The sequence below is a fragment of the Anaplasmataceae bacterium AB001_6 genome (genome assembly GCA_020002265.1).
Classification (GTDB): Bacteria; Pseudomonadota; Alphaproteobacteria; order Rickettsiales; family Anaplasmataceae; genus AB001-6.
Genome location: CP048228.1, coordinates 433,590 through 456,516 on the forward strand (window position 1 = coordinate 433,590; position 22,927 = coordinate 456,516).

Sequence of the window (22,927 nt, forward strand, 5' to 3'; positions counted from 1 at the left end):
TATGGGTGGTTAGCTCAGGTGGTTAGAGTGTTTGCTTGACATGCAAGAGGTCGTTGGTTCGAGCCCAATACCGCCCACCATTCACTCTTTTTTATGATTTTTAATTTCTAATCTGCATTATTCTGTTATAAAAAAAATAAGATGGATTTCATTATAGCTCCAATATATAAAAGAGTTTGTGCTTGGATAATAGATAATATCATTGTTTTTGTGATTTCCATAATATTTAGTTCTTTTGTACTTTATCTTTTGACCGCTTCAGAGGATGTTGAGAGAGATTATACATCTTTTGCAGCAACCAGTGAGTGGTACATAATTTTTGTGAAAATTATTGTTACGGCAATTAATATATCTTATTTTACATTCACTGTTTCTTCAAAAAAACAGGCTACTTTAGGACAGATTTTTTGTTCAATATATGTCACCGGGTTTGATGGGAAAAAAATTGATAAAATGAAAGCATTTGATAGATATGCTTTTCAATTTTTAATTTTTATTTTATTAAGTTTTGTTGGAAATTATGTTGTAAGAAATGATCAAATTTTATTTTCATTGTTATATTTGGTGTTACATATTCTTCTATTTGGTTGGTATTTTTTGGCATTATTTAATGATAAAAGGATGACAATTCACGATTGGATATGTAAGACAGTTGTGGTTTCTGGTAGAGCATATAAATAATCTGAATATTGCTAATTATATTCGAAAAAAGTATAAGAGAGAGTCATAATTTTTATGTCTTTAGTATCTGGATCTTTTTCCATATTTTTATCTAAATAAAATGACACCGGTAATATTATTTCTTGAAATGGCTCTATGGTCATTTTTTCAAAACAAAAACACGCTACTTTATTAAAATATTTTCCAAGCTTATGAGGTGACACATTGTACACTGCTATCCCATTTATTTGTTCGGGGTAATTATTCTTCAATTTATAAAATATCAGTGCTCCTTGGCCAATTTTAATCTCGGTAGAAATTTGTAATGGTTCAAAAATCCAAGGTAAGCCTTTTTCGACATCTGAATTGAAATATACTTTAATTTTTTTAGAACTAACTGAATCTATATTAAAATTAAAAGAGCGCTTTACAGTACCGCCATATCCAGTAGCTTTGCAAAACAAATTGTAGATTGGGACCGAAGCATATGCAAGGCAGAGCATTGAAAATATGATAATTATAAGCACAGTCAATACTCTATTATTTTTTTTCTGCACAAATAGAAAATTACTTAAAGTTTTTTCAATTTAAAAATAACGTGTTTACGTGCTTTTCTATCAAATTTTCTTATAGTCCAACTTTTGTTTATTGTTTTTGCATTTAAAGAAACAACATAAAAACAATCGCTATTTTCTGAGCTAACTAATTTATATAATGTTTTATTCTTCTTTACCTTTGACATCAGTATTTTTATCCTTGCATTAATTTAGTCACGAATGATTGTAACATACGTTAATATATTTATGCTACTGATATTATATTAAAATACGTAATTGGTTATGGTTAATTTTAATCAACAAAATTTTTAAAAAGCATGATATTATTTAATTTTTTTAGAAAAATCTTATAGATAATCAGATATATTTTATATGGTTGAAAATAAGAAATAAAAAGTAATTATTAATTTATTTTAATAAAAAGAGAAAAAAAATAAGAAATTTCGTTGACTTAATTTTTTCAATATAGTAACATTCTCAGTGTTCGTCGAGAGCGATTGAGTCGTTCTTGTCAGCTCTTAGCGATTTAGTTATTAAATCGTTGTTGTTTGAAAAGTTCAGATATTTGTCTAACAAATTTTTTTGTATATCTTGTTTTTTAATATGATTAAAAAATGCATCTATTGATGTTGTTTGATATACAAGAAGAATATATTTAATGTTTAAATTTTATTAATTTCAGTTTTTTAATTGTTCATTAAGAATTTTGAAAAGCTTGTTTTTAATAAAAGTCTTAGTAAAAAAAAGTAAGATACATTCTACATACGATGCGTAAAGAAAGTAAAATATTAAGAGTATTTGGTGGATGCCTTGGTGTTAGGAGAAGATGAAGGACGTGATAGACTGCGATAAGCTACGGTTAGTTGTCAATAAGCTTTGATCCGTAGATGTCCGAATGGGGTAACCCAGCTATTTAATTTAGCTATCATGCTGTGAATATATAGCTGCATGAGTGTAACCTGGTGAACTGAAATATCTAATTAGCCAGAGGAAAAGAAATCAAAATGAGACTCCGTTAGTAGTGACGAGCGAAAGCGGAATAGGCCAGTATTATGTATAAAGTAATTAAAACACGTTGGAAAGCGTGACCATAGTAAGTGATAGTCTTGTATAAGTAATATTTATATATAATCTAGAGTAAGGCGAAACACGTGAAATTTCGTTTGAATATAGGAGGACCACCTTCTAAGCCTAAGTACTTCCTAATGACCGATAGTGAACTAGTACTGTGAAGGAAAGGTGAAAAGAACCCCGGTGAGGGGAGTGAAATAGACCTGAAACCAAATACTTACAAACAGTTGGAGCTTTTTGATAAAAATAGAATTTTTTTTATTATTATCAATTTAGTGACAGCGTACCTTTTGTATAATGGGTCAGCGAGTTAATTTATCAAGCGAGCTTAAGCCGTTAGGTGTAGGCGTAGCGAAAGCGAGTCTTAAAAGGGCGATTAGTTTGATGGATTAGACCCGAAACCAAGTGATCTAGTTATGACCAGATTGAAGGTATAGTAAAATATACTGGAGGATCGAACCTACTATTGTTGCAAAAATAGAGGATGAGTTGTGACTAGGGGTGAAAGGCCAATCAAACTTGGATATAGCTGGTTCTCCGCGAAATCTATTTAGGTAGAGCGTCATTAATATGTTATTGGGGGTAGAGCACTTGATGGGCTAGAGGGACTAAAATCTTATCGAACTCAACTAAACTCCGAATACCAATATCAGTTTTATGGCAGAAACACTGTGGGTGCTAAGATCCATGGTGGAAAGGGAAAGAGCCCAGATCGTCGTCTAAGGTCCCAAAATTGCAGTTAAGTGGGGAAGGAAGTGAAAAGGCCAATACAGCTAGGAGGTGGGCTTAGAAGCAGCCATCCTTTAAAGAAAGCGTAACAGCTCACTAGTCTAAACAAGCTTTTTTGCACCGAAAATTTACCGGGGCTTAAATTGCATACCGAAGACACGAGTTTTATATTTATAATTTTTATTATAAATGTAAATCGGTAGCGGAGCGTTCTGTAAGTCGTTGAAGAAATTTTGTGAAAAATTTTGGAGATATCAGAAGTGAAAATGCTGACATGAGTAGCGTAAAAGAATGTGAAAAACATTCTCGCCGAAAACCTAAGGTTTCCTACGTAAAGTTAATCTGCGTAGGGTTAGTCGGTTCCTAAGATAAATCCTAAAGGAGTAGTCGATGGAAATCAGGTTAATATTCCTGAACCGGCAGGTGGTGACGAATCATTTATATTGTACTTATTTATTGAATTATGAGTGCTTTGACGTGGTTCCTGGAAATAGCCCCTGTTTTATGGCCGTACCGTAAACCGACACAGGTGGGTGGGTAGAGAATACTAAGGCGTTGAAAGAACAATGTTGAAGGAACTCGGCAAATTGCATCCGTAACTTAGGGATAAGGATGGTCTTATTTTGGGCAACCATTTTAAGATGGCACAGAATAGAGAGAAGCGACTGTTTATCAAAAACATAGGACTCTGCTAACATGAAAGTGGATGTATAGGGTCTGACGCCTGCCCGGTGCTGGAAGGTTAATAGGAGAGGTTAATGCTTCGAATTGAAGCCCCAGTAAACGGCGGCCGTAACACTGACGGTCCTAAGGTAGCGAAATTCCTTGTCGGGTAAGTTCCGACCTGCACGAATGGCGTAACGATTTCTCTACTGTCTCCAACATTGATTCAGCGAAATTGAATTCCCCGTGAAGATGCGGGGTACCCGCGGTTAGACGAAGAGACCCCGTGCACCTTTACTATAGCTTTACATTGGTATTAGATTTGTGCTGTGCAGAATAGGTGGGAGACTTTGAAGTTTTAGCGTCAGCTATTATGGAGTCTTCTTTGAGATACCACCCTGTGCATATTTGATATCTAACTAAGATCCTTTTATATGGATTTAGGACATTGTATGGTGGGTAGTTTGACTGGGGCGGTCGCCTCCTAAAGAGTAACGGAGGCGTACAAAGGTAAGCTCAAGCTGGTCAGAAATCAGCTGTTAGAGTGTAATGGCATAAGCTTGCTTGACTGCGAGGTTGACAAACCAAGCAGAGACGAAAGTCGGTCATAGTGATCCGGTGATTCTGAGTGGAAGGGTCATCGCACAACGGATAAAAGGTACGCCGGGGATAACAGGCTGATAGTGCTTAAGAGTTCATATCGACGGCACTGTTTGGCACCTCGATGTCGACTCATCACATCCTGGGGCTGGAGAAGGTCCCAAGGGTTCGGCTGTTCGCCGATTAAAGTGGTACGTGAGTTGGGTTCAGAACGTCGTGAGACAGTTCGGTTTCTATCTTCCGTGGGCGCAAGGAAATTTGAGAGGGTTTGACTCTAGTACGAGAGGACCGAGTTGAGTATACCAATTGTTTACCAGTTGTTGTGTCAACAGCATAGCTGGGTAGCTACGTATATAAAGAATAACTGCTGAAAGCATATAAGCAGGAAATCTGCCTCAAGAAGTGATTTCCCTATTAAGGTCGTGATAGACTATCACGTTGATAGGTTGGGTGTGTAAGTATAGTAATGTGCTTAGCTAACCAATACTAATTCCTGAAAGTTTTATTTTTTTTGTTCTACGTATGTAGATTGTATATTATTTTTTTTGAATTAAATATTTTATATATTTTGAATGGTTTGGTAATTTATAACGTAAGTGAAACACTCGATACATTCCGAACTCGACAGTGAAACCTTAACGTGCCGATTATACTGTTTTATGGGAAAGTAGGTTGTTGCCAAGCCTTTTGAAATATGTTTGTGTATATTTTTTGTTTGACATTTATTTGATTTATTTATTTTTTACCTAAAATATGTCTAAGGTTTTGCTTGAGCGGCAAGTAGAAGAATCCTATTTGTCTTACGCTATGAGTGTAATTGTTAACAGAGCCATACCTGATGTCAGAGATGGTTTAAAGCCTGTTCACAGAAGAATTCTTTTTTCAATGTATGATAGTGGTTTTTTTCCTAACAAAAGTTTCAAAAAATCTTCTAGAGTGATTGGGGATGTTGTTGGTAAATATCATCCTCATGGAGATAAAGCAATATATGATGCTTTGGTCAGGATGGCACAACCTTTTTCTTTGCTTCATGTTTTAATTACTGGTCAAGGTAATTTTGGTTCTGTGGATGGAGATTCTCCAGCTGCAATGCGTTATACTGAAGTGAAATTATCACCTCTTTCATTGTCTTTATTAGAAGATGTTTATTCTGATACAGTTGATTTTAAAGATAATTATGATGGCTGTGAAAAAGAGCCGTGTGTATTGCCTGCTGCTTTTCCTAATATATTAGTTAATGGAGTTAATGGAGTTGCTGTTGGTATGGCAACTAATATTCCTCCTCACAATTTACAAGAAGTTATTGAATCTACTATTTTTAGATTAAATAATCCTTCTTCTAATGTTATGGATATTATTAATATTTTACCTGGTCCTGATTTTCCTACGGGTTGTTCGCTTCTCAATCTTTCTGGAGTTAAAGATGCTTTTGAAACGGGAAGAGGGACTGTTACCTTAAGATCTAAGACACATTTTGAAGAATCACTAAGTGGAAAAAATAGTATTATTGTTGATGAAATTCCGTATCAAGTTAATAAATCAAGATTAATAGAATCTATTGCATTTTTGGTTCGTGAAAAGAAGATAGACGGTATTTCTGATATTCGCGATGAATCAGATAAGGGTGGAATTCGTATAGTTATAGAATTAAAAAAAGGGATAGATAAAAATATAATATTAAATAATCTTATGTTGCATACTTCTATGCAAATTCGTTATAGCATTAATATGATGTTGCTTGATAAGATGCAGCCTAAATTAATGAATATATTGGATATTTTAGATGCTTTTTTAGCTCATAGGCGAGAAATTGTTATTAGAAGAATAAATTTTTTACTTAGTAAAGCTAGAGAAAAGGCGAATGTTTTGTTTTCTCTTTATTTAGCAGTTTTAAATATAGATGAAGTTGTTTCTTTAATAAGAAAATCTTCTTCAAAAGAAGATGCTGCTCAATCTTTGAAAGCACGTCGATGGACTTTAGATTTTGATATTAAAGAATTTGTAAAAATAATTACTGGCATCTCGACTTTTGATAATGATTTTCGTTTATCAGATCATCAAATAGATGCAATTTTAAACATGCGATTGCACAATCTTACTAAATTAGAAAAGACTAAATTGCTTGCTGATATAAAATGTTTGATAGATCAAATTAATGCTTATATACAGCAATTATCTTCTCAAGCTGCTATTAATCGCATAATAGAAGATGAATTGAGAGAATTAATAAAAAATAACGCGGTAGAGAGAAAAACAATTATTGATTATGAGACTATCCCTGATATGGATAGTGATAGTCTTATTCCTAACGAAGATGTTGTTGTAAATTTTACTTTCACCGGTTATGTTAAAAGAGTTTTATTGGATAATTATAAATCTCAAAAAAGAGGAGGAAGAGGCAAGATAAGCCAGATAATTTCTGATTCTGATTTTGTAAAAGATGTTTTTGTTACAAAAAATCATTCGAAAATATTTTGTTTCTCTGATAAAGCTAAAGTTTATAAATTGAAAGCTTATCAGATTCCTCAAGTTGACCCAGCATCAAAAGGTAGAGCGGTAGCTAATTTGTTAAATATATCTGATAACGAAAAAATTTCCATAATTTTACCTGTCGATGATAGTGCATTATTGGAAGATAATGAAGTACTATTTGTTACTTCTGCGGGAAAAATAAAACGGAATAAATTTTCTGATTATTTGTATATTCCATCTAGTGGTAAGTTAGCTATTTCACTAAAAAAGAATGATAAATTAGTTTCAGTTTTACTATGTAAGGGAAGTGATGATGTTTTAATTTCAACTAAAAATGGAAAAAGTATAAGATTTAAAGTTACGGATGTAAGACTGTTTAAGAGTCGTATTGCTGAAGGAGTACGAGCTATTAATCTATCAAATGAAGATGAAGTTATTTCTTGTTCTTTGCTTAACGGGCATGTTTTTGACTCTGCTGAGAGAGATGAATATTTGAAAATTCCTTATAAACAAAGAAGAAAAGTATTTTTTGATGCAAATTATGTTTCAAAAATTAAGACCTCTTTGGATAATGATTTATTTTTGAAATATGTTCAAAATGAACAGTTCATACTGACTGTTACAGAAAATGGTTATGGAAAGATAACATCCTTTTATGAATACAAGACTATTAAAAGAGGAGGAAGTGGGGTTGTTAGTATCGTAACTTCTAAGAGAAATGGAAGGGTTGTGGAAAGTTGTGTGATAGAACCTGGGCAGCATGTCTTGTTAGTTACCGATGCTGGGCAATTGATCAGAATATATACTGGTGAAATACCTTGTATAGGGAGGAATACCCAAGGAGTAATAATGCTGCGTACTAAATCTAATGAAAAAGTTGTTGCTGTTGCAAAAATAAATGATGCTGAAGAAGATGGTGAATAAATAATTTCTTTTAGCATTTTTACGCTATGAAAAGCCAATCTGATATAGAATCAATCTTTATAAGATTTGAAAAGGGAAATAAATCTCCTAAAATAGAGCTGCGTTATGTTAATAGTTTCACACTTTTGATAGCTGTTTTATTATCTGCTCAAAGTACTGATAAGATGGTTAATATTGTTACTGATTATCTTTTTGAATATGCAAAAATTCCCATTGAATATATTAATTTAGGATATAGTAAATTACGTGATAAAATTAAGAAAATTGGCCTATATAATACAAAGGCTAAACATATAGTACAGCTTAGTAATATCATGTATATTGATGGTATCACAGAAGTTCCAAATGATTTTAACTATCTTATTTCGTTACCTGGTATAGGAAGAAAATCTGCAAATGTTATATTAAATACTCTATATCAAGAACCGCTTATTGGAGTAGATACTCATGTTTTTAGGGTATCTAACCGTGTTGGTTTAGTTAAATCAAAAACACATTTTGGTGTGGAAGAGCATCTTATGAATATTGTACCAAAGTGTTATAAAATTAGAGCTCATCATTGGTTGGTTCTGCATGGAAGATATATTTGTAAATCTTTAAAACCTAAATGTAGTGAATGTATAATCAGTGATTTGTGTGATTATTATTATGTAAATAGAGTAGTTGCTAATTGATAAATATGACGTGTATAGAATTTGATAATAATCTTATTGATATTCAGAAGCATCTAATAAGTGATTCGCGAAAAGTGCTTCAAGGTAGTGTATTTTTTTTATTGGTGAATAATTTTCAATATTTCATTGAAGCATTAAATAAAGGCGCAGATGTTGTTTGCGTTGATATTTCTTTTATACATGAATTATCTTCTTATAAACATAAAATACAGATTTTGGGTTTTCACAATATTAGAATGGCATATAGTTTTTTCCTTGCAGAAAAAAATTATCCATTTCCTGAAAATATTATTGGAGTAACTGGGACAAATGGTAAGACTTCAATTGTGAATATGTGCAGAGAGATTTTATATAAACAACAATATAACGTTGGTAGTATAGGAACGTTAGGTGCCTTTATTGGACAAGATAAAATTGAAGATTTATCTTATACAACTCCTCCAGCGGAACATATATACAAATTGTGCTCTAATATGCAAAAAAAAGGAGTGCATTATCTATTTCAAGAATTATCTAGTCATGCGTTAGATCAATATCGCTCTCATCATGCAAAATTGAATGTTGCAGTATTTACTAACATATCTCATGAACATCTCGATTATCATAAAGATATGCGATCTTATTTTTTTGCTAAAGTTAAGATCTTTTCAGATTTACTAAAAAATGGTGGGTATGCAGTTATTAATTCTGATGAAGAAGTGTATGATGAATTGATTGCTAATATACCAAAAAAAGTGAATATTATAGAATACGGATATAAAGCAAAAGATATAATAATATTGGGTAGTAATATGTTACCTGATGGCCAATTTATAAAGATAAAATTTGCCAAAATTAATAAGACTTGCGATTATTTTGTCCCTTTATTAGGAAATTTCCAAGCCTATAATATCGCCTGTATTTTTGCTATAGCTCAAGCATTAAAAATAAACATTGAGCAGTCCATAAAATCATTAAAGGCATTAGACGGCAGAATGCAAATTACCCATTGTAAAGGCAGGTATATAATTATTGATTATGCTCATACACCTGATGCTTTGTTAAAGGCTATAGAATCTATCAAATTACATTTTCAAAATAAAAAGATATTATGTATTTTTGGATGCGGTGGTGATAGAGATAAAGAAAAAAGAAAAATTATGGGAAAAACTAGTTCACTAAATGCAGATTGGACTATAATTACCGATGATAACCCAAGAAATGAAAATCCTGAGCTGATTAGAAAAGATATAATATCTGGTTTTAAAAATAATAATTTTATTGAAATATCAGATAGACAAGATGCAATAAGGTACGCTATTGATAGATTTGATGATAAATGGGTAACGTTAATTGCTGGAAAAGGTCATGAAAAATATCAAATTATCAAAAATAATAAAAAATATTTTAGTGATTTTGAGTGCGCTTCAAAGATTTTATCTTCTTTATAATGTATTATTAATTTATCTTCTTTTTAAGAATAACTATATGGAAAAAATTGCAATTTACCCTGGAAGTTTTGATCCTATAACTTTGGGACATGTTTCTATAATCAAAAAAGGAATTGCAATATTTGATAAAGTAATAGTTGCATTGGCATATGACTCTTCAAAGAGGAATTTTTTTTCCATAGATCAGAGATTTGAAATGATTCAAAGTGTTGTTAACGATGAATTTGAATTAAGCAAGAATGTTGAAGTCGTTATGTTTAAAGGCCTTTTAGCTGATTTTATGAGAATTAATCGTTATAAAGTTCTAATGAGAGGTTTGAGGGCTGTATCAGATTTTGAATACGAATTTAAAATGAATTGGATTATCACTAAAAGTAATCCTAAGATCCATACTGTATTTATGCCTGCAGATGAATCTACACAATTTGTATCTTCAACTATGATTAGAGAATTTATAAGATTAAAAGGAAATGTTGATAATTTCGTTCCTAAAACAGTTTTAAAATACGTTTAGATTTTATATAAAAATTTTTGTTAAATGATTAAAACACAATTGGTAAACGGTAGTACTGTGATAATGGATTTCAATAAAAATATTGAATCTGTTTGTATAAGTGTATGGTTTAAAGTCGGTAGCTTTGATGAAGTAGAAAAAAATAATGGCATTGTGCATTTTTTAGAACACATGGCATTTAAGAGTACAAAAAACAGAACAACTCAAGTAATAGCACAAGAATTTGATCAAATAGGTGGCATTTTTAATGCTTATACTAGCAGAGAGTCTACAGTTTATTATATGAAAGTGCTAAAAAATGATGTCGAAAAGGCAATTTCTATATTAGCAGATATTTTGACTAATCCATTGATGCTAGAAGATGAAATAGAGAATGAAAGAGAAGTTATTTTACAAGAGCTATGTGCCTGTAAAGATGATCCAGAAGAATTGATCTATGACAAATTTTTCGAATATGTTTATAAAGATCAGGCGTTTGGTCGTAACATAATTGGTACTACTGAAACAATCAAAGGATTTTCAAAGAAAGATTTATTAGATTTTGTAAGAGATTATTATGTTTCGGATAAAATGTTTTTTGTCATATCTGGTAACTTTAATGAGAGTAGCTTATTAAGATGTTTAAATGATAATTTTTCAAGTATTCAGCGTAAAGATAGCTTGAATATCTTAAATGCAAAACCATCTTACAAATCTAATTGTTTCTTAAAAAACAAAGATTTGGAACAAGCTTACTTTATGTTAGGTTTTGAAGGTGTGAAATATGATAGTGCATATTATTATCCTTCTTTGTTACTTGCTAATATTTTTGGTGGAGGAATGTCATCCATTTTATTTCAGGAAGTAAGAGAAAAATTAGGTCTTGTGTATAGTATATCAGCAAATTCTTCTTCTCATATAGATACTGGATGCTTCATGATAAATTTTTCTACTAATGGATATAATGTTAAAAAAATATTACCTATCATTATAGAACAAATTAATATGTTGAAAGATTATAATAAAGATGATTTGTTTGATAGACTTACAATAGCAAAAAATTCGTTGCGCGCATCTATAGAAATGTGTTGGGAAAGTAGCTATCATAGAGTAATGAACATCGGTCAGTGCTACAGAAATACTGAAAAATTGTTTCATAAAAATGACACTCTGGATATGTTATTTTCTGTTGATCTTGATGATTTAAGAGATGTCATAAATAAGATAATAAAATCGGAATTTTTTTCATTGAGTGCAGTTGGTAAATTAACAGGTATGGATAAATTTGATGATTTAAAAAATAGTTTGGTTAAGTAATTTTTGTGTTTTATTAATAATTGGGTTTCTACAGTTTATAAAGAAATGGAAAATAAAGATAATCGTATGTATGGGACTACTATATTAACCTTATATAAAGGCGGTAAAGTGGTTGTGATAGGTGATGGACAAGTTTCTCTTGGCAGTACAATGTTAAAAGGAACTGCTGTTAAAGTTAGAAGAATGGATGATGATAAAATTGTAATAGGTTTTGCTGGTGTCGTCGCAGATTCTTTGGCACTTGCAGAAAGATTGGAAACTAAGCTTAGAGCTTATCCAAATCAATTAATGCGTTCTTGTATTGAGTTGTCAAAAGAGTGGAGAATGGATAAATTTTTGCGTAAATTAGACAGTATGATGATTGTTGCTAATGCAGATGATACACTCGTATTAACAGGAAATGGAGAGGTTTTAAAGCCAGAAAATAGGGTCTTAGCTATTGGTTCTGGGGGAAATTATGCCCTTGCGGCTGCTAAAGCATTACTTTCCATGGAGAAAAATAATCTTGATGCTGTTGATATTGCAAAAAAAGCTATGACTATAGCTGCAGATATATGTATATATACTAACCATAACTTTACAATAGAAGTTATAGATACTGATTGTGAAAATGTTAAAGATGATTTAAAAAAATCCAGTACAAAGAAAAAAAAGAGTACAAAGAAAAAAGATGAAAAATAGTTTTTATGAATAATTATATAATAGTTAGAGGTTGCTGTTTTTATGTTGCAAAATAATGATGATTTTTTCTGCACAAATTTGGATGATGCACTTACACCGAAAGATATCGTTTCTCAATTAGATTCATATATTGTTGGACAAAAAGAAGCTAAAAAAAAGGTAGCGATTGCTATACGTAATCGATTAAGAAGAAATGCCGTTTCAGATCCTGATATTAAGGACGAGATAACTCCAAAGAATATAATGATGATTGGACCTACGGGTGTTGGAAAAACTGAAATAGCAAGAAGGTTAGCTAAACTAACTAATTCTCCCTTTATTAAAGTTGAGGCTACAAGATTTACAGAAGTTGGTTATGTCGGAAGAGATGTAGATTCAATTATTAGAGATCTGGCTGATAATGCTTATCTGGAAATAAAAAATAGAAAACGTAAAAAATTTGAGGAAAAGGCTCATAAAATAGCTAAAGAAAAGATACTTGATATAATTGTTGGAGTCGGAAAAGATAATAATTTAGCTAGAGAATCTTTTGAAAAAAAATTAAATGATGGTGAGCTTGATGATAAAAAAATAGAGATATCTGTTCAAGATTTAAATAATTCTATTCCTTCTTTTGCTCCTATCGAAGGTGGCGGAAATATGGGAGCTGGAGGTGCCAGTATAGGAATAATGAATGTTGGAGATGTTTTCGGTAAGATGTTCGGTTCCGCTAAAAATAAAAAGAAAAAAATGACAATAAAGGAAGCAATAAAAGTCATTGCCAATGAAGAGATAGAAGCTATTTTGGATCAGGAAGATTTAATGAAAGAAACAGTTCATTTGACTAGTAACTGCGGAATAGTGTTCTTGGATGAAATAGATAAGATAGCTGCTCGCACTGAAGTTAGAGGAGAAGTTAACAGAGAAGGTGTGCAAAGAGACCTTCTTCCTTTAGTAGAAGGTACTGTAGTAAATACGAAGTATGGTGCGATTAAAACAGATTATATATTGTTTATTGCTTCTGGTGCTTTTTATCAAACCAAACCAGCAGATCTGTTGCCTGAATTTCAAGGAAGATTTCCAGTAAGAGTAGAGCTTAATTCTCTTGAATTATCAGATATGATAAGTATTTTATCTGATACAAAATCCAGTTTATTGAAGCAATATCAGTCATTATTGAAGACCGAAGATGTTGAAATAGAGTTTGATATTAGTGGTATTAAAAAAATAGCAGAATTTACTATCCAAGTTAATAAAGATGTTGAGGATATTGGGGCTCGTAGATTGCATACTGTAATTGAAAAATTATTGGAAGATATTAGTTTTGATGCTCCAACTATTTCAAATGGTAAAATAAAAATAGATAACAAGTATGTTGAGAAAAAACTTAGTAGTGTTGCAAATAAGGTTAATTTGTTGAAATTTATTGTTTAATAAATTTTATGAATAATATTTTCTCTGATAAATTAATATACCTTTTTATCATGGCTGCAGGTAATTCATCTAGAATGGATTCTTGTGCTTCAGTTATCCCAAAACAATATGTTTTTTTTAAGGATAAATCTGTCTTGTCTTATAGTATAGATGATTTTTCTTCTTTCACCTTTATTGATAAAGTTTTTGTCGTAACAGATGCAAAACACAAAATTTTTTATGATGGCTTGAAAAATATGCATCCTGATATTTTTTTTGTTCCTTGTGGTGGTATTACTCGTTCTTGTTCAGTTTTTAATATAGTAAACTATGTTAACGATGGTGCATTTGAGAAGCCAGATTTTATTGCTATACATGATGCAGTAAGGTTTAATACTTCCCCAGATTTGATTGTTAACCTTATTAAAAATTTATATGAAAAAAATGGTGATGCAGTAGTGCCTATTCAAGGTTCTACTGATACATTAGTTTTTTTTGATGACAGTGATGTTGCATCTAAATCAAAACCTTCAAGTATTAAGAGAGAGAAAATTTTTCGTGTACAAACACCGCAAATTTTTAAATATTCTTCTTTATTGAAAATCTATAATAGTAAAAAAAATCAAGTAAATGATTTATATAGTTATACCGATGAATCATCTTTGTTGATTGACAATGGATATAATGTGATATATATTGAGCATAAAAATGCTAGTTTTAAAATAACTTATAGAGATGATTTTTGTTTGGTACGTGGTGTATGATTAGAGTTGGCCATGGTATTGATTACCATGTTTTTGATGATCTCAAAAGCAGTTTGATGTTGGGGGGATTAGAATTTTTTCCGGGATATGGTGTTAAGGCTCACTCTGATGGTGATATCATTTTACATTCTATTGTAAGTGCATTTTTAGGTGCGTTGGGTAAATGTGATATAGGACATCATTTTCCTGATATAGATAATAGATATAAAGATAAGGAATCTACTTTTTTCCTCTCTAAAGCTTTGGAAATGATTCTTGATGAATCTTATGTAATTTATAATCTTGATATCACTATAATATGTGATAGATTGAAGATATCTCCTATTCGAGAGAGCATTAGAGACAATATTATTAAACTTGTAAAATCTGATAATGTTAATCTTAAAGCTACAACTAAAGAAAGAATGGATGATATAGGAAGGGGATTTGGAATAGGTTGTCATGTAATATGTCTGTTAGTAAAAGACGATTTGCATGAAAAATTCTTTAATGATAATAATACGTAATCATTATTACAATTCACAAACAATTAATACCATAATTGCTTTCCGTGACAAATTCTAATCTCAGTGTATCAAATCATTCAAAGATATAATTTATCGATAATTAGGAGAAATTTTTAAAATCAAAAATAGATCAGTATCACAGCTCACCATTTCAATATCAGACGTGCTTTGACAAAAAATAAACAAAAAACAAATCAAGAAAAAAAGAATTTTTACCTTTTTTTGATCAATTAAAAATTTTTCTTTCTTTTATTCTTCCAGCTTTTGCTGATAGCTTACGCAGATAATACAATTTCGCTCTGCGAACACAACCTCGTTTTATAATTTTTATGCTCTTTATAGCAGGAGAATAAAAATAAAAAGTTCTTTCTACATTTACACCATGTACAGAAGCTCTTCGAAGTATAAAATTGCTACCAATTTTCTTATTATTTTTACTTATACATAATCCTTCAAATGATTGATTACGAGAAGATTTGCCATCAAAAATAACAAATTCCACCTTTAAAGTATCACCTGCTATAAAATCAGGATCATCTCTTAAATTTTTTATTTTTTCAATTTGAACAAGATTAAAGTCTTCAACAATTTTATTTAATGACACGATATAAAAATAATAACTATAAAAAAAACACCAAGCAGAGCCGAAATTTTAATTTATTTTCTTTTACAAGAGTTTCGATCTTTCCATTCTTTAATCTTTTCATGATTACCCGATACAAGAACAGAAGGAACAGACAATCCATTCCAAACACTAGGTCTAGTATAGACAGGATGTTCCAAAATGCCTTCCAATTCAAAAGAATCATTTACAACAGAAGAGCATTTACCAACTATGCCATCCACAAATCTAAGTATCGCTTCAATCATGACCATAGACGCGACATCACCACCAGAGACAACATAATCACCGAGACTAAGCTTGGTCATATGATACCTTTCTATTACTCTTTGGTCAATACCTTCAAATCTTCCACATATAAATATTAATTCAGTAGATATAGATAATTCTTTTGCAACATTTCTATTAAATAATTTACCTGAAGGTGTAGGACAGATCATTTTTACACTTTTAGAGTGAGTTTTGAGAGTATCTTTTATTGCATTTTCCAATACATCAGGACGCATCACCATTCCTGATCCACCGCCATAAGGTTTATCATCGATACGGCTTGTAGTAGCAAATTTATGCATATCCACTATATTCATGTCCCACAAGCCCTTTGTCATGGATTTCTTTAACACAGATACACCCAATGTTCCAGGAAAAGCATCAGGGCAAGCAGTGATTATTGAAATACGCATAGTATCTAGATATCTTCTGGTAAATTATATAAAATTATTGAATTATCATTAATAGATTTAATGTTCTCTTTTAAAAAAGGAACCATTTTATCTCCTTGTTTTGTTCTAATATCTAAGATATCACAGGATCCAAAATTATAAACATCTTTCACATATCCTATTTTTTTTTCAGATACATGTACTGATAAAGACTTCAATTCTTCAAAAAGAAATTCATCTTCTTCTTTGGCTACTTGGGAATTTTTGATATATAGATTGAGCCCAACCAGATTTTTTTGTGCATCTTCTATATTATCATAATTATCAAATTTAACAGACATAGAAAATTCTTTTTTATTATATATCTTTGATACCTTATATTCTTTATATGACGAATCATATAAAACACCAAAAGAAGCTATATCATCATCATTTTCAGCATAAGAACGTAATTTTACAGCACCTTCAAGGCCGTGTGTAGAGGATACATGTGCTATATATATTAATTTGTCTTTATATAACTTGCTATTTTTATCAGTCATACACGAACATTTTAAAAATATATATAGAAAGAAAACTAGTTTTTAGCATCTTCAATAACAGTTTCTTTTTTTTGTGATATGAAAAGTTTTATTAAACGGTCTATAGTTTTGGTTTTTTGTGCTCCAACATTCAGCCAATAATCTATTCTTTCCATTTTTAAATTCAACCTGTTTTCATTATCTTTCGATAAAATAGGATCATAAACTCCTAAAACTTCTAGATATTTACCAGATCTGCTACGAGAACAACTAGAGGCTACAGCTCTGTAAAATGGTCTATTGCGTCTACCGATTCTTTGTAACCTTAATTTAACTTTCATTACTGATTTTCTTTATTTTAAACATAAATCACCGGGGATATTATACTACTTTATTTAGCATGTGTATAGTGAAAAATTCAACAAAAACTTGAGTATAATTAACAAAATTGAATAAATATCAAATATTTTGAAATTTATTTGCTGTGCAACAATTTTCACTTAAAATAACATGCAAGAATATGTTCTTATATTTCATAAATTATATCTTTATCCAATATAATTGGGTATATCTGATAACCCAACATGGATATTAACCAAGCTTCTATTCTAAAATCAATATCTTTTTTATGTAAATCTACAAGAAAATTTTCAATATAGAAATTTGCAGAATTATATAATCTAGCAATTTTATGTTCAGTTATTGAGTAAGATAAAGCACTTTTGTTATTTCTATATTTAACTTCAATAAATTTAAAAGATGAGTCTTTAGATGCTATAATATCCACCTCTCCCAAAGGAGACCTATACCTATGTTCCTTTATTATATGACCAGATTTTACCAATTTATTTATAGTAAATTTTTCAGCTAATAAACCATCAGTGTTGCACAAATGTTTATTATTTATGCAATGATTCATTGTCAGCATCCAATATTGCTTCATGCATCATTTCAGAAACTGTAGGATGTGCAAATATAAGCTTTTTCAACCAATTAGAATCACCTTCAAGATATTGAATAATATTAAATCCTTGAATCATTTCTGTTACTTCATGACCAATCATGTGAGCTCCCAATAATTCATTGGTTTTTTTATCAAAAATAACCTTCACAAAACTCTCTGTTTCTCCTAAAACAACCGATTTTCCATTTCCTATTCCTTGAAATTTTCCAATTTTAATATCCATATTTTGCTCTTTAGCATATTTTTCTGTAATACCTATACTCGCTATCTGGGGATCTGAATAAGTGCAACTAGGGATTAAACTCTTATTTGGTATATTATCATCTTTCCCAAAAATTTTATTTATGCATTCAATAGCATCATGCATTGCTTTATGAGCTAAACATGGCGAACCTATAACATCACCAATTGCAAATATACCTTTTTCTTTTGTTTGATAATTTTTATCAACTGATAAAAATCTTGAATTATCATTAACACCAATATTAGGAAAATTTTCTAGCCCTATGTTATGTATATTACCACTTATTCCTGCTGCAACTAAAACAACATCTACGTCTATTTTTTTCTCATTGTTTATTGATAATTTAACTTTTGATTCGGTTTTATTTTCTATTTTTACATTACTATTTTTAAATATATTTATTCCTTTTTTTATAAAAATTTTCTCTGCTATAGCAGAAATCTCAACATCTTCATTAGGAAGTATGCTTGATTGCATTTCAATCACATAAACATTACTTCCCATTGAGTTATAAAAATTTGCAAATTCTATACCAATTGCTCCAGAGCCTATAATCGCAATATCATTCGGGAGGTTTTTTGGAACTAAGGCGTTACGATAATTCCATATGTTAGAATCACTAAATGAAAAATCTTTTAACTCTATAGGAGAAGAACCAGTAGCTATCACTATGTTGATTGCTTCTATTTTCTCAAATTGTTCTTTGTCCTTTATCTTGCAATTTATGCTTTTATCACTGTTTATAGTAGCTGTTCCCAAAAATATATCTATGTTCTTTTTATGTTTCTGCATTAACATAGAAACTCCAGACGATAATTTTGCAGCAGTATCACGAGAATGCTTAACTATCTTTTCCAAATTAAAAGATAAATTTTCAATCGAAATACCTATTTCTTCAGATCTATTTTTCATGAAATCATAGTGTTTAGCTATGTGTAAAAGAGATTTTGTTGGTATACAACCCCAATTTAAACATATCCCTCCTAAATCAGCTTTTTCTATTAATGCAACTTTTTTGTTTATTTGGGCTGCTCTTATCGCTGCAACATATCCACCAGGACCAGAGCCTATAATAGCGATATCATATTTTTTCATAAAGAGTTTTATACCTTAAAAATAAATGTTTTGTAATAATTATATACCTTACAGAGTTGCTAACTTAAATCTTCTAGCTACTTCTTTATAAGAACTTATTAAGTCTCCTTGAGAATTTCTAAAAATGTCCTTATCCAAACTCTTATTAGAATTTATATCCCATAATCTACAAGTATCAGGACTTATTTCGTCAGATAGTATAATGTTATTATTCATATCAAAACCAAATTCTAGCTTAATATCTACAAGGTTGATATTAATATTCTTAAATTCATTGATCAATATTTTATTTATAATGTTTGCAGTATCCCTAACATTCTCTAATTTATCCTTTGATATCAGTTTTAAAAAATCTATATGATCTTCACATATCATAGGGTCATTTAATTCATCTTTTTTGTAATAAAATTCAGTGATCGGTTTAGGTAAAACAGTTGCCTTTTCTATTCCAAGGCGCTTACATAAGCTACCTGCAGCAATATTTCTTACTACAAATTCTATCGGTATTATTTTTACTTTTTTAATCAACTGTTCTCTAGGGCTAATAAGCTCTATAAAATGATTCTTTACATCATGAATTTTTAACACATTCATTAAGTACGAAGATATCGCATTATTAATAATGCCTTTTCCTTTAAATTCCTCTTTTTTTTGATTATTAAAAGCAGTCGTATCATCTTTAAAATATTGTATGTAAACGTTACTATCTTCCTTGGAAGAGAATATTATTTTTGCCTTTCCTTCACAAATCTTTTTATCTTTTATCATTTCTTAAAAATTAAAATTCCACAATTTTTTTCATAATGTTTTCAAAATCTTTTATGTTAGTAAAATTCATATATACCGAAGCAAATCTTACGTACCCCACTTTATCTACAGCAATTAGCTCTTCTAGCATTAATTTACCAATTTCTTTGGAAGAAATTTTATTTTCATTTGATTTTTCTAATTTATAAATTATATTATTTATTATCTTTTCTTTTGTTTCATTGGAAACAGGTCTTTTTCTAAGTGCTAAATCCAAAGATCTAACCAATTTTTCTCTTTCGAACCTTTGTTCATTATTTGCGCTTTTTATCACCGTTAGCTCTTTTAAGTGGATTTTTTCAAAAGTTGTAAATCGTGATTTGCAATTTTCACAAATCCTTCTTCTTTTTATAGTAAAATTGTCATCATTGGACCTGGAATCCTTTACCATTGTATTTGCGTTTAAGCAAAAAGGGCATCTCATGATGTATAAAATTCAAAACAAAAAGGGAAAGGATATCATACTATTGATCATGATACACTAGTAGTATTTTTTTGCTTGAAGATTATATTTGGTTAATATTTGTATATGCTTGATATAGAAAAATTATTAGAAAATAATAAAGTCAATAAAGACATATTAAACTCGTTTTTAGAATGGAGTTCTTGGATTGTCTATTATAAAAATTATTCTATTCATACTTTAGATAATTATTCACGCGATGTTCTAAATTTTTTTTCTTTTATAGCCGATTACAGAGAGGAAATTGTTACTTTAGAGCTGATTGAAAAACTTACTCATCTTGATTTTAGAAGTTGGATAGCTAACAAAAAATCTTCTGGTACGTGTAATAATTCTAATGCTAGAGCATTATCTTCAATAAGAAATTTTTTAAATTATTTAAAGATACATAAAGATATTGAAAATGATGCAAATATGCAAATTTCAGTTAAAAATGATAATAATAAAATTATAAAGTGTATTACTATAAACGATATAGAAAACATTCTTTGTAAGATATCTCATAAATATAGTTGGATTGCTAGTAGAAATAGAGCTATAATAATGCTGATGTATGGTTGTGGTATGAGGATATCGGAAGTATTGAGGTTAAAAGTTAGGGAGGTTCAATTTGACAGTATACATGTCTTAGGAAAAGGTGGAAAAGAAAGATCAGTTCATTTGTACTCAAAAATTAAACAATATATAGATTCTTATATAAAAGATTCTCCTTATCATGATTTATCAAATCTAAAAAAAATACTTTTTGTTGGCATTAGAGGTAACCCTCTTACTAGAAATAGCTTTGCTGCCGATTTTGTTAATATAAGAAGATCAGTTGGTCTTCCAGAAAGTATAACACCTCATTCTTTTAGATATAGTTTTGCTACTCATCTATTGAATGAAGGCGTCGATATAAGGTCTTTACAAGAGATGTTAGGGCACTCTGATATTACTACTACAGAAAGATACACCAGGGTAGATAAAAGTGATATAATTAACGCGATCAGTTTTAAACATCCTAGGAATAATAAGTAATTTTAATTTATATTTTGATATGAGTTGTGATAGTAGCTTTTTATTAGGCCATAGAGAAAGAAAAAGGAATCAAGTGAGAAATCTCTCAGTTTCTGATATTGAAGAATTAGATATACTTGAAATTATGCTTTTTTATTGTATTCCTAGAAAAGATGTGAGAGATATAGCAAAATTTATTTTACAAGAATTTAAAACTATACATAATTTTTTATCTTCAGAAGAGATTTTATGGAGAGAATTGATTTTGAAAAAATATACATTAAATGAAAATACTATTTTCTTTTTCAAGATATTAAAATCCTTGATATATAGAGTAACACTACAAAATGTTGTTCATTCACCTGTTCTAAAAAATTGGACAAAAGTATTGGAATTTCTTAAGGTTAATATATCTTTTTCTACAACAGAAAAATTAGTAGTGCTTTTTCTTGACTCCGCACATAGATTGAAAAATGTATATTATCAAAGCCTTGGGTGTGTAAACGAAACACCAGTATCTATCAAAACAATTTTAAAAAAAGGTATTGCTTTAGATTCAACAAAAATAATCATTTCGCATAATCACCCTAGTGGTAATATACAACCTTCTGAACAAGATATACAGGTTACAAAAAAATTAGAAGCATCTTGCCAAGTTTTGGATATTAAGCTTATTGATCATATTATAGTGAGTAAAAATGATCACTATAGTTTTGCAGAAAATGGTCTGATAAATATTTTATAATTATTCTAAATATTGTATATTTTTAATTTTTTATGCACAAAGAGATAATATACAGTCATGCAAAAATCAATTTATTTTTACATATATTAGGAAAAGATCCCAATGGATATCATTTACTGGAAAGCGTGGTGTGCTTTTTACAAGATCTGTATGATGAAATAATTGTTGCTGAAGAAAAATCTTTACAGAGAGTGATTTTTGATATAAATAATCTTAACGATGGAAAAGATACTGTATCTAAAGTTTTAGATCATTTAGATAGTCTTTTGGGATTCAGAATAGATGTAAAGATACAAATAAAAAAAAAGATACCAATTGGATCGGGCATGGCTGGTGGATCAACAAATGCTGCGAGAATTTTACGTTTTTTTGCAAAAAAGTACAAAATAAAAGATCAGGATGTGTACGAAATTGCTGCTTCTATAGGCGCAGATATAGCTTGTTGTATAAATGAAAAAACAGTAGGTTTTTCAGGTATAGGAACTATTTTACATAGCGTAATAACAGATTTTAAAAATTTTTATGTCATCTCTGTTTATCCAAATATTATGATTTCTAGCGCTTCAGCATATAAAAAATTGAAATTTGATAGTGCTAATTCATCGGCAAAAATTGATTTTTCTAATAATTTTTCTATGGAAGATTTACGCTTATATAAGAATGATCTGCAAGAATGTGTTGCTAGGGATAATAAGCTTATTTCTGATTTGTTAGGTTATTTGGAAAAAATGGATAAAATAATCTTTTCTAGAATGACTGGTAGCGGTAGTAGTTGTTTTGTTGTGTTTGCAAATTATAAAGATGCTGTAAATGCTCATAGATTAATACAAAAAAAGTTCCCTGATTTTAAAATTTTTATTTCTGGTATTTTATAA

Annotated in this window: 23 protein-coding genes, 1 tRNA gene and 2 rRNA genes; 16 read left to right on the forward strand and 10 right to left on the reverse strand. The window is 30.1% G+C overall.

From position 1 onward, the window contains the following. Positions 1 to 3: 3 nt before the first annotated feature. Positions 4 to 80: transfer RNA gene (locus tag GUI12_02015), tRNA-Val, on the forward strand. A 61-nt stretch (positions 81 to 141) separates the two neighbouring features. Beyond that, on the forward strand, positions 142 to 681 hold the full coding sequence (locus GUI12_02020) for an RDD family protein (GenBank protein ID UAT42923.1): 540 nt from the start codon (positions 142 to 144) through the stop codon (positions 679 to 681). Positions 682 to 692: 11 nt separating this feature from the next. On the opposite strand, the gene GUI12_02025 is transcribed toward GUI12_02020, so the two are convergent. Beyond that, positions 693 to 1,217, reverse strand: coding sequence for a cytochrome c oxidase assembly protein (locus GUI12_02025; GenBank protein UAT42924.1), 525 nt, complete (start codon positions 1,215 to 1,217; stop codon positions 693 to 695). A 14-nt stretch (positions 1,218 to 1,231) separates the two neighbouring features. Further along, positions 1,232 to 1,402: a 50S ribosomal protein L33 gene (gene rpmG, locus GUI12_02030; protein UAT42925.1), complete on the reverse strand. Its 171-nt coding sequence runs from the start codon at positions 1,400 to 1,402 to the stop codon at positions 1,232 to 1,234. Between the two features lie 593 nt (positions 1,403 to 1,995). Here rpmG and GUI12_02035 point away from each other — a divergent pair. The 11 genes from GUI12_02035 (at position 1,996) to ispF (ending at position 14,933) form a co-directional block, all read left to right on the forward strand. Further along, positions 1,996 to 4,795: ribosomal RNA gene (locus tag GUI12_02035) — 23S ribosomal RNA — on the forward strand. A 61-nt stretch (positions 4,796 to 4,856) separates the two neighbouring features. Beyond that, positions 4,857 to 4,964, forward strand: a 5S ribosomal RNA gene (gene rrf, locus GUI12_02040). Between the two features lie 69 nt (positions 4,965 to 5,033). Further along, complete coding sequence (gene gyrA, locus GUI12_02045) at positions 5,034 to 7,676, forward strand: DNA gyrase subunit A (GenBank protein UAT42926.1); 2,643 nt, start codon at positions 5,034 to 5,036, stop codon at positions 7,674 to 7,676. Positions 7,677 to 7,702: 26 nt separating this feature from the next. Further along, positions 7,703 to 8,350, forward strand: coding sequence for an endonuclease III (gene nth, locus GUI12_02050; GenBank protein ID UAT42927.1), 648 nt, complete (start codon positions 7,703 to 7,705; stop codon positions 8,348 to 8,350). Positions 8,351 to 8,355: 5 nt separating this feature from the next. Next, positions 8,356 to 9,780, forward strand: coding sequence for a UDP-N-acetylmuramoyl-L-alanyl-D-glutamate--2,6-diaminopimelate ligase (locus GUI12_02055; protein UAT42928.1), 1,425 nt, complete (start codon positions 8,356 to 8,358; stop codon positions 9,778 to 9,780). Positions 9,781 to 9,817: 37 nt separating this feature from the next. Beyond that, a complete protein-coding gene (gene coaD, locus GUI12_02060; GenBank protein UAT42929.1) occupies positions 9,818 to 10,294 on the forward strand; it encodes a pantetheine-phosphate adenylyltransferase in 477 nt (158 codons plus the stop codon). Positions 10,295 to 10,318: 24 nt separating this feature from the next. Then, the gene (locus GUI12_02065) at positions 10,319 to 11,590 is read left to right on the forward strand and encodes an insulinase family protein (protein ID UAT42930.1); all 1,272 of its coding nucleotides are present in this window, start codon (positions 10,319 to 10,321) and stop codon (positions 11,588 to 11,590) included. Positions 11,591 to 11,635: 45 nt separating this feature from the next. Further along, on the forward strand, positions 11,636 to 12,271 hold the full coding sequence (gene hslV, locus GUI12_02070; GenBank protein UAT42931.1) for an ATP-dependent protease subunit HslV: 636 nt from the start codon (positions 11,636 to 11,638) through the stop codon (positions 12,269 to 12,271). A gap of 42 nt (positions 12,272 to 12,313) precedes the next feature. Continuing rightward, the gene (gene hslU / locus GUI12_02075; GenBank protein ID UAT42932.1) at positions 12,314 to 13,684 is read left to right on the forward strand and encodes an ATP-dependent protease ATPase subunit HslU; all 1,371 of its coding nucleotides are present in this window, start codon (positions 12,314 to 12,316) and stop codon (positions 13,682 to 13,684) included. An 8-nt stretch (positions 13,685 to 13,692) separates the two neighbouring features. Then, the gene (locus GUI12_02080; GenBank protein UAT42933.1) at positions 13,693 to 14,427 is read left to right on the forward strand and encodes a hypothetical protein; all 735 of its coding nucleotides are present in this window, start codon (positions 13,693 to 13,695) and stop codon (positions 14,425 to 14,427) included. Beyond that, complete coding sequence (gene ispF, locus GUI12_02085; GenBank protein UAT42934.1) at positions 14,424 to 14,933, forward strand: 2-C-methyl-D-erythritol 2,4-cyclodiphosphate synthase; 510 nt, start codon at positions 14,424 to 14,426, stop codon at positions 14,931 to 14,933. Before GUI12_02080 ends, ispF begins: the two co-directional genes overlap by 4 nt. 226 nt (positions 14,934 to 15,159) lie before the next feature. Here ispF and rplS read toward each other — a convergent pair whose 3' ends face one another. From rplS to nrdR, 8 genes are all read right to left on the reverse strand, one after another. Next, positions 15,160 to 15,537 (reverse strand): 50S ribosomal protein L19, encoded by a 378-nt coding sequence (gene rplS / locus GUI12_02090; GenBank protein ID UAT42935.1) that lies wholly within the window; start codon positions 15,535 to 15,537, stop codon positions 15,160 to 15,162. A 53-nt stretch (positions 15,538 to 15,590) separates the two neighbouring features. Next, positions 15,591 to 16,238: a tRNA (guanosine(37)-N1)-methyltransferase TrmD gene (trmD, locus tag GUI12_02095; protein ID UAT42936.1), complete on the reverse strand. Its 648-nt coding sequence runs from the start codon at positions 16,236 to 16,238 to the stop codon at positions 15,591 to 15,593. Positions 16,239 to 16,243: 5 nt separating this feature from the next. Further along, positions 16,244 to 16,759, reverse strand: coding sequence for a 16S rRNA processing protein RimM (rimM, locus tag GUI12_02100; protein UAT42937.1), 516 nt, complete (start codon positions 16,757 to 16,759; stop codon positions 16,244 to 16,246). 35 nt (positions 16,760 to 16,794) lie between these two features. Then, positions 16,795 to 17,079: a 30S ribosomal protein S16 gene (rpsP, locus tag GUI12_02105; protein UAT42938.1), complete on the reverse strand. Its 285-nt coding sequence runs from the start codon at positions 17,077 to 17,079 to the stop codon at positions 16,795 to 16,797. Positions 17,080 to 17,264: 185 nt separating this feature from the next. Beyond that, a complete protein-coding gene (locus tag GUI12_02110) occupies positions 17,265 to 17,657 on the reverse strand; it encodes a YraN family protein (protein ID UAT42939.1) in 393 nt (130 codons plus the stop codon). Further along, positions 17,638 to 19,041 carry a dihydrolipoyl dehydrogenase gene (gene lpdA / locus GUI12_02115; GenBank protein UAT42940.1) on the reverse strand — a complete coding sequence of 468 codons (1,404 nt, stop codon included), beginning with the start codon at positions 19,039 to 19,041 and terminating at the stop codon, positions 17,638 to 17,640. Before lpdA ends, GUI12_02110 begins: the two co-directional genes overlap by 20 nt. Positions 19,042 to 19,089: 48 nt before the next feature. Beyond that, the gene (locus GUI12_02120; GenBank protein UAT42941.1) at positions 19,090 to 19,809 is read right to left on the reverse strand and encodes a phosphoribosylaminoimidazolesuccinocarboxamide synthase; all 720 of its coding nucleotides are present in this window, start codon (positions 19,807 to 19,809) and stop codon (positions 19,090 to 19,092) included. 10 nt (positions 19,810 to 19,819) lie between these two features. Beyond that, positions 19,820 to 20,272 (reverse strand): transcriptional repressor NrdR, encoded by a 453-nt coding sequence (nrdR, locus tag GUI12_02125; protein UAT42942.1) that lies wholly within the window; start codon positions 20,270 to 20,272, stop codon positions 19,820 to 19,822. A gap of 105 nt (positions 20,273 to 20,377) precedes the next feature. Between nrdR and GUI12_02130 the strand changes: the two genes are divergently transcribed. The 3 genes from GUI12_02130 to GUI12_02140 are packed head-to-tail and all read left to right on the forward strand — an operon-like array spanning position 20,378 to position 22,927. Next, on the forward strand, positions 20,378 to 21,328 hold the full coding sequence (locus tag GUI12_02130; protein ID UAT42943.1) for a tyrosine-type recombinase/integrase: 951 nt from the start codon (positions 20,378 to 20,380) through the stop codon (positions 21,326 to 21,328). 19 nt (positions 21,329 to 21,347) lie between these two features. Continuing rightward, positions 21,348 to 22,052, forward strand: coding sequence for a RadC family protein (locus GUI12_02135; protein ID UAT42944.1), 705 nt, complete (start codon positions 21,348 to 21,350; stop codon positions 22,050 to 22,052). Positions 22,053 to 22,084: 32 nt separating this feature from the next. Beyond that, positions 22,085 to 22,927, forward strand: coding sequence for a hypothetical protein (locus GUI12_02140; protein UAT42945.1), 843 nt, complete (start codon positions 22,085 to 22,087; stop codon positions 22,925 to 22,927).

Bases quoted from the DNA above. Each gene is read 5' to 3' on its own strand.
- GUI12_02120 (UAT42941.1), bottom strand. From the start codon at position 19,809: ATGATAAAAGATAAAAAGATTTGTGAAGGAAAGGCAAAAATAATATTC.
- hslV (UAT42931.1), top strand. From the start codon at position 11,636: ATGGAAAATAAAGATAATCGTATGTATGGGACTACTATATTAACCTTA.
- hslU (UAT42932.1), top strand. From the start codon at position 12,314: ATGTTGCAAAATAATGATGATTTTTTCTGCACAAATTTGGATGATGCA.
- ispF (UAT42934.1), top strand. From the start codon at position 14,424: ATGATTAGAGTTGGCCATGGTATTGATTACCATGTTTTTGATGATCTC.
- GUI12_02065 (UAT42930.1), top strand. From the start codon at position 10,319: ATGATTAAAACACAATTGGTAAACGGTAGTACTGTGATAATGGATTTC.
- GUI12_02130 (UAT42943.1), top strand. From the start codon at position 20,378: ATGCTTGATATAGAAAAATTATTAGAAAATAATAAAGTCAATAAAGAC.
- GUI12_02020 (UAT42923.1), top strand. From the start codon at position 142: ATGGATTTCATTATAGCTCCAATATATAAAAGAGTTTGTGCTTGGATA.
- GUI12_02080 (UAT42933.1), top strand. From the start codon at position 13,693: ATGAATAATATTTTCTCTGATAAATTAATATACCTTTTTATCATGGCT.
- trmD (UAT42936.1), bottom strand. From the start codon at position 16,238: ATGCGTATTTCAATAATCACTGCTTGCCCTGATGCTTTTCCTGGAACA.
- GUI12_02135 (UAT42944.1), top strand. From the start codon at position 21,348: ATGAGTTGTGATAGTAGCTTTTTATTAGGCCATAGAGAAAGAAAAAGG.
- rpmG (UAT42925.1), bottom strand. From the start codon at position 1,402: ATGTCAAAGGTAAAGAAGAATAAAACATTATATAAATTAGTTAGCTCA.
- GUI12_02140 (UAT42945.1), top strand. From the start codon at position 22,085: ATGCACAAAGAGATAATATACAGTCATGCAAAAATCAATTTATTTTTA.
- rimM (UAT42937.1), bottom strand. From the start codon at position 16,759: ATGACTGATAAAAATAGCAAGTTATATAAAGACAAATTAATATATATA.
- rpsP (UAT42938.1), bottom strand. From the start codon at position 17,079: ATGAAAGTTAAATTAAGGTTACAAAGAATCGGTAGACGCAATAGACCA.
- GUI12_02055 (UAT42928.1), top strand. From the start codon at position 8,356: ATGACGTGTATAGAATTTGATAATAATCTTATTGATATTCAGAAGCAT.
- nrdR (UAT42942.1), bottom strand. From the start codon at position 20,272: ATGAGATGCCCTTTTTGCTTAAACGCAAATACAATGGTAAAGGATTCC.
- coaD (UAT42929.1), top strand. From the start codon at position 9,818: ATGGAAAAAATTGCAATTTACCCTGGAAGTTTTGATCCTATAACTTTG.
- GUI12_02110 (UAT42939.1), bottom strand. From the start codon at position 17,657: ATGAATCATTGCATAAATAATAAACATTTGTGCAACACTGATGGTTTA.
- lpdA (UAT42940.1), bottom strand. From the start codon at position 19,041: ATGAAAAAATATGATATCGCTATTATAGGCTCTGGTCCTGGTGGATAT.
- gyrA (UAT42926.1), top strand. From the start codon at position 5,034: ATGTCTAAGGTTTTGCTTGAGCGGCAAGTAGAAGAATCCTATTTGTCT.
- nth (UAT42927.1), top strand. From the start codon at position 7,703: ATGAAAAGCCAATCTGATATAGAATCAATCTTTATAAGATTTGAAAAG.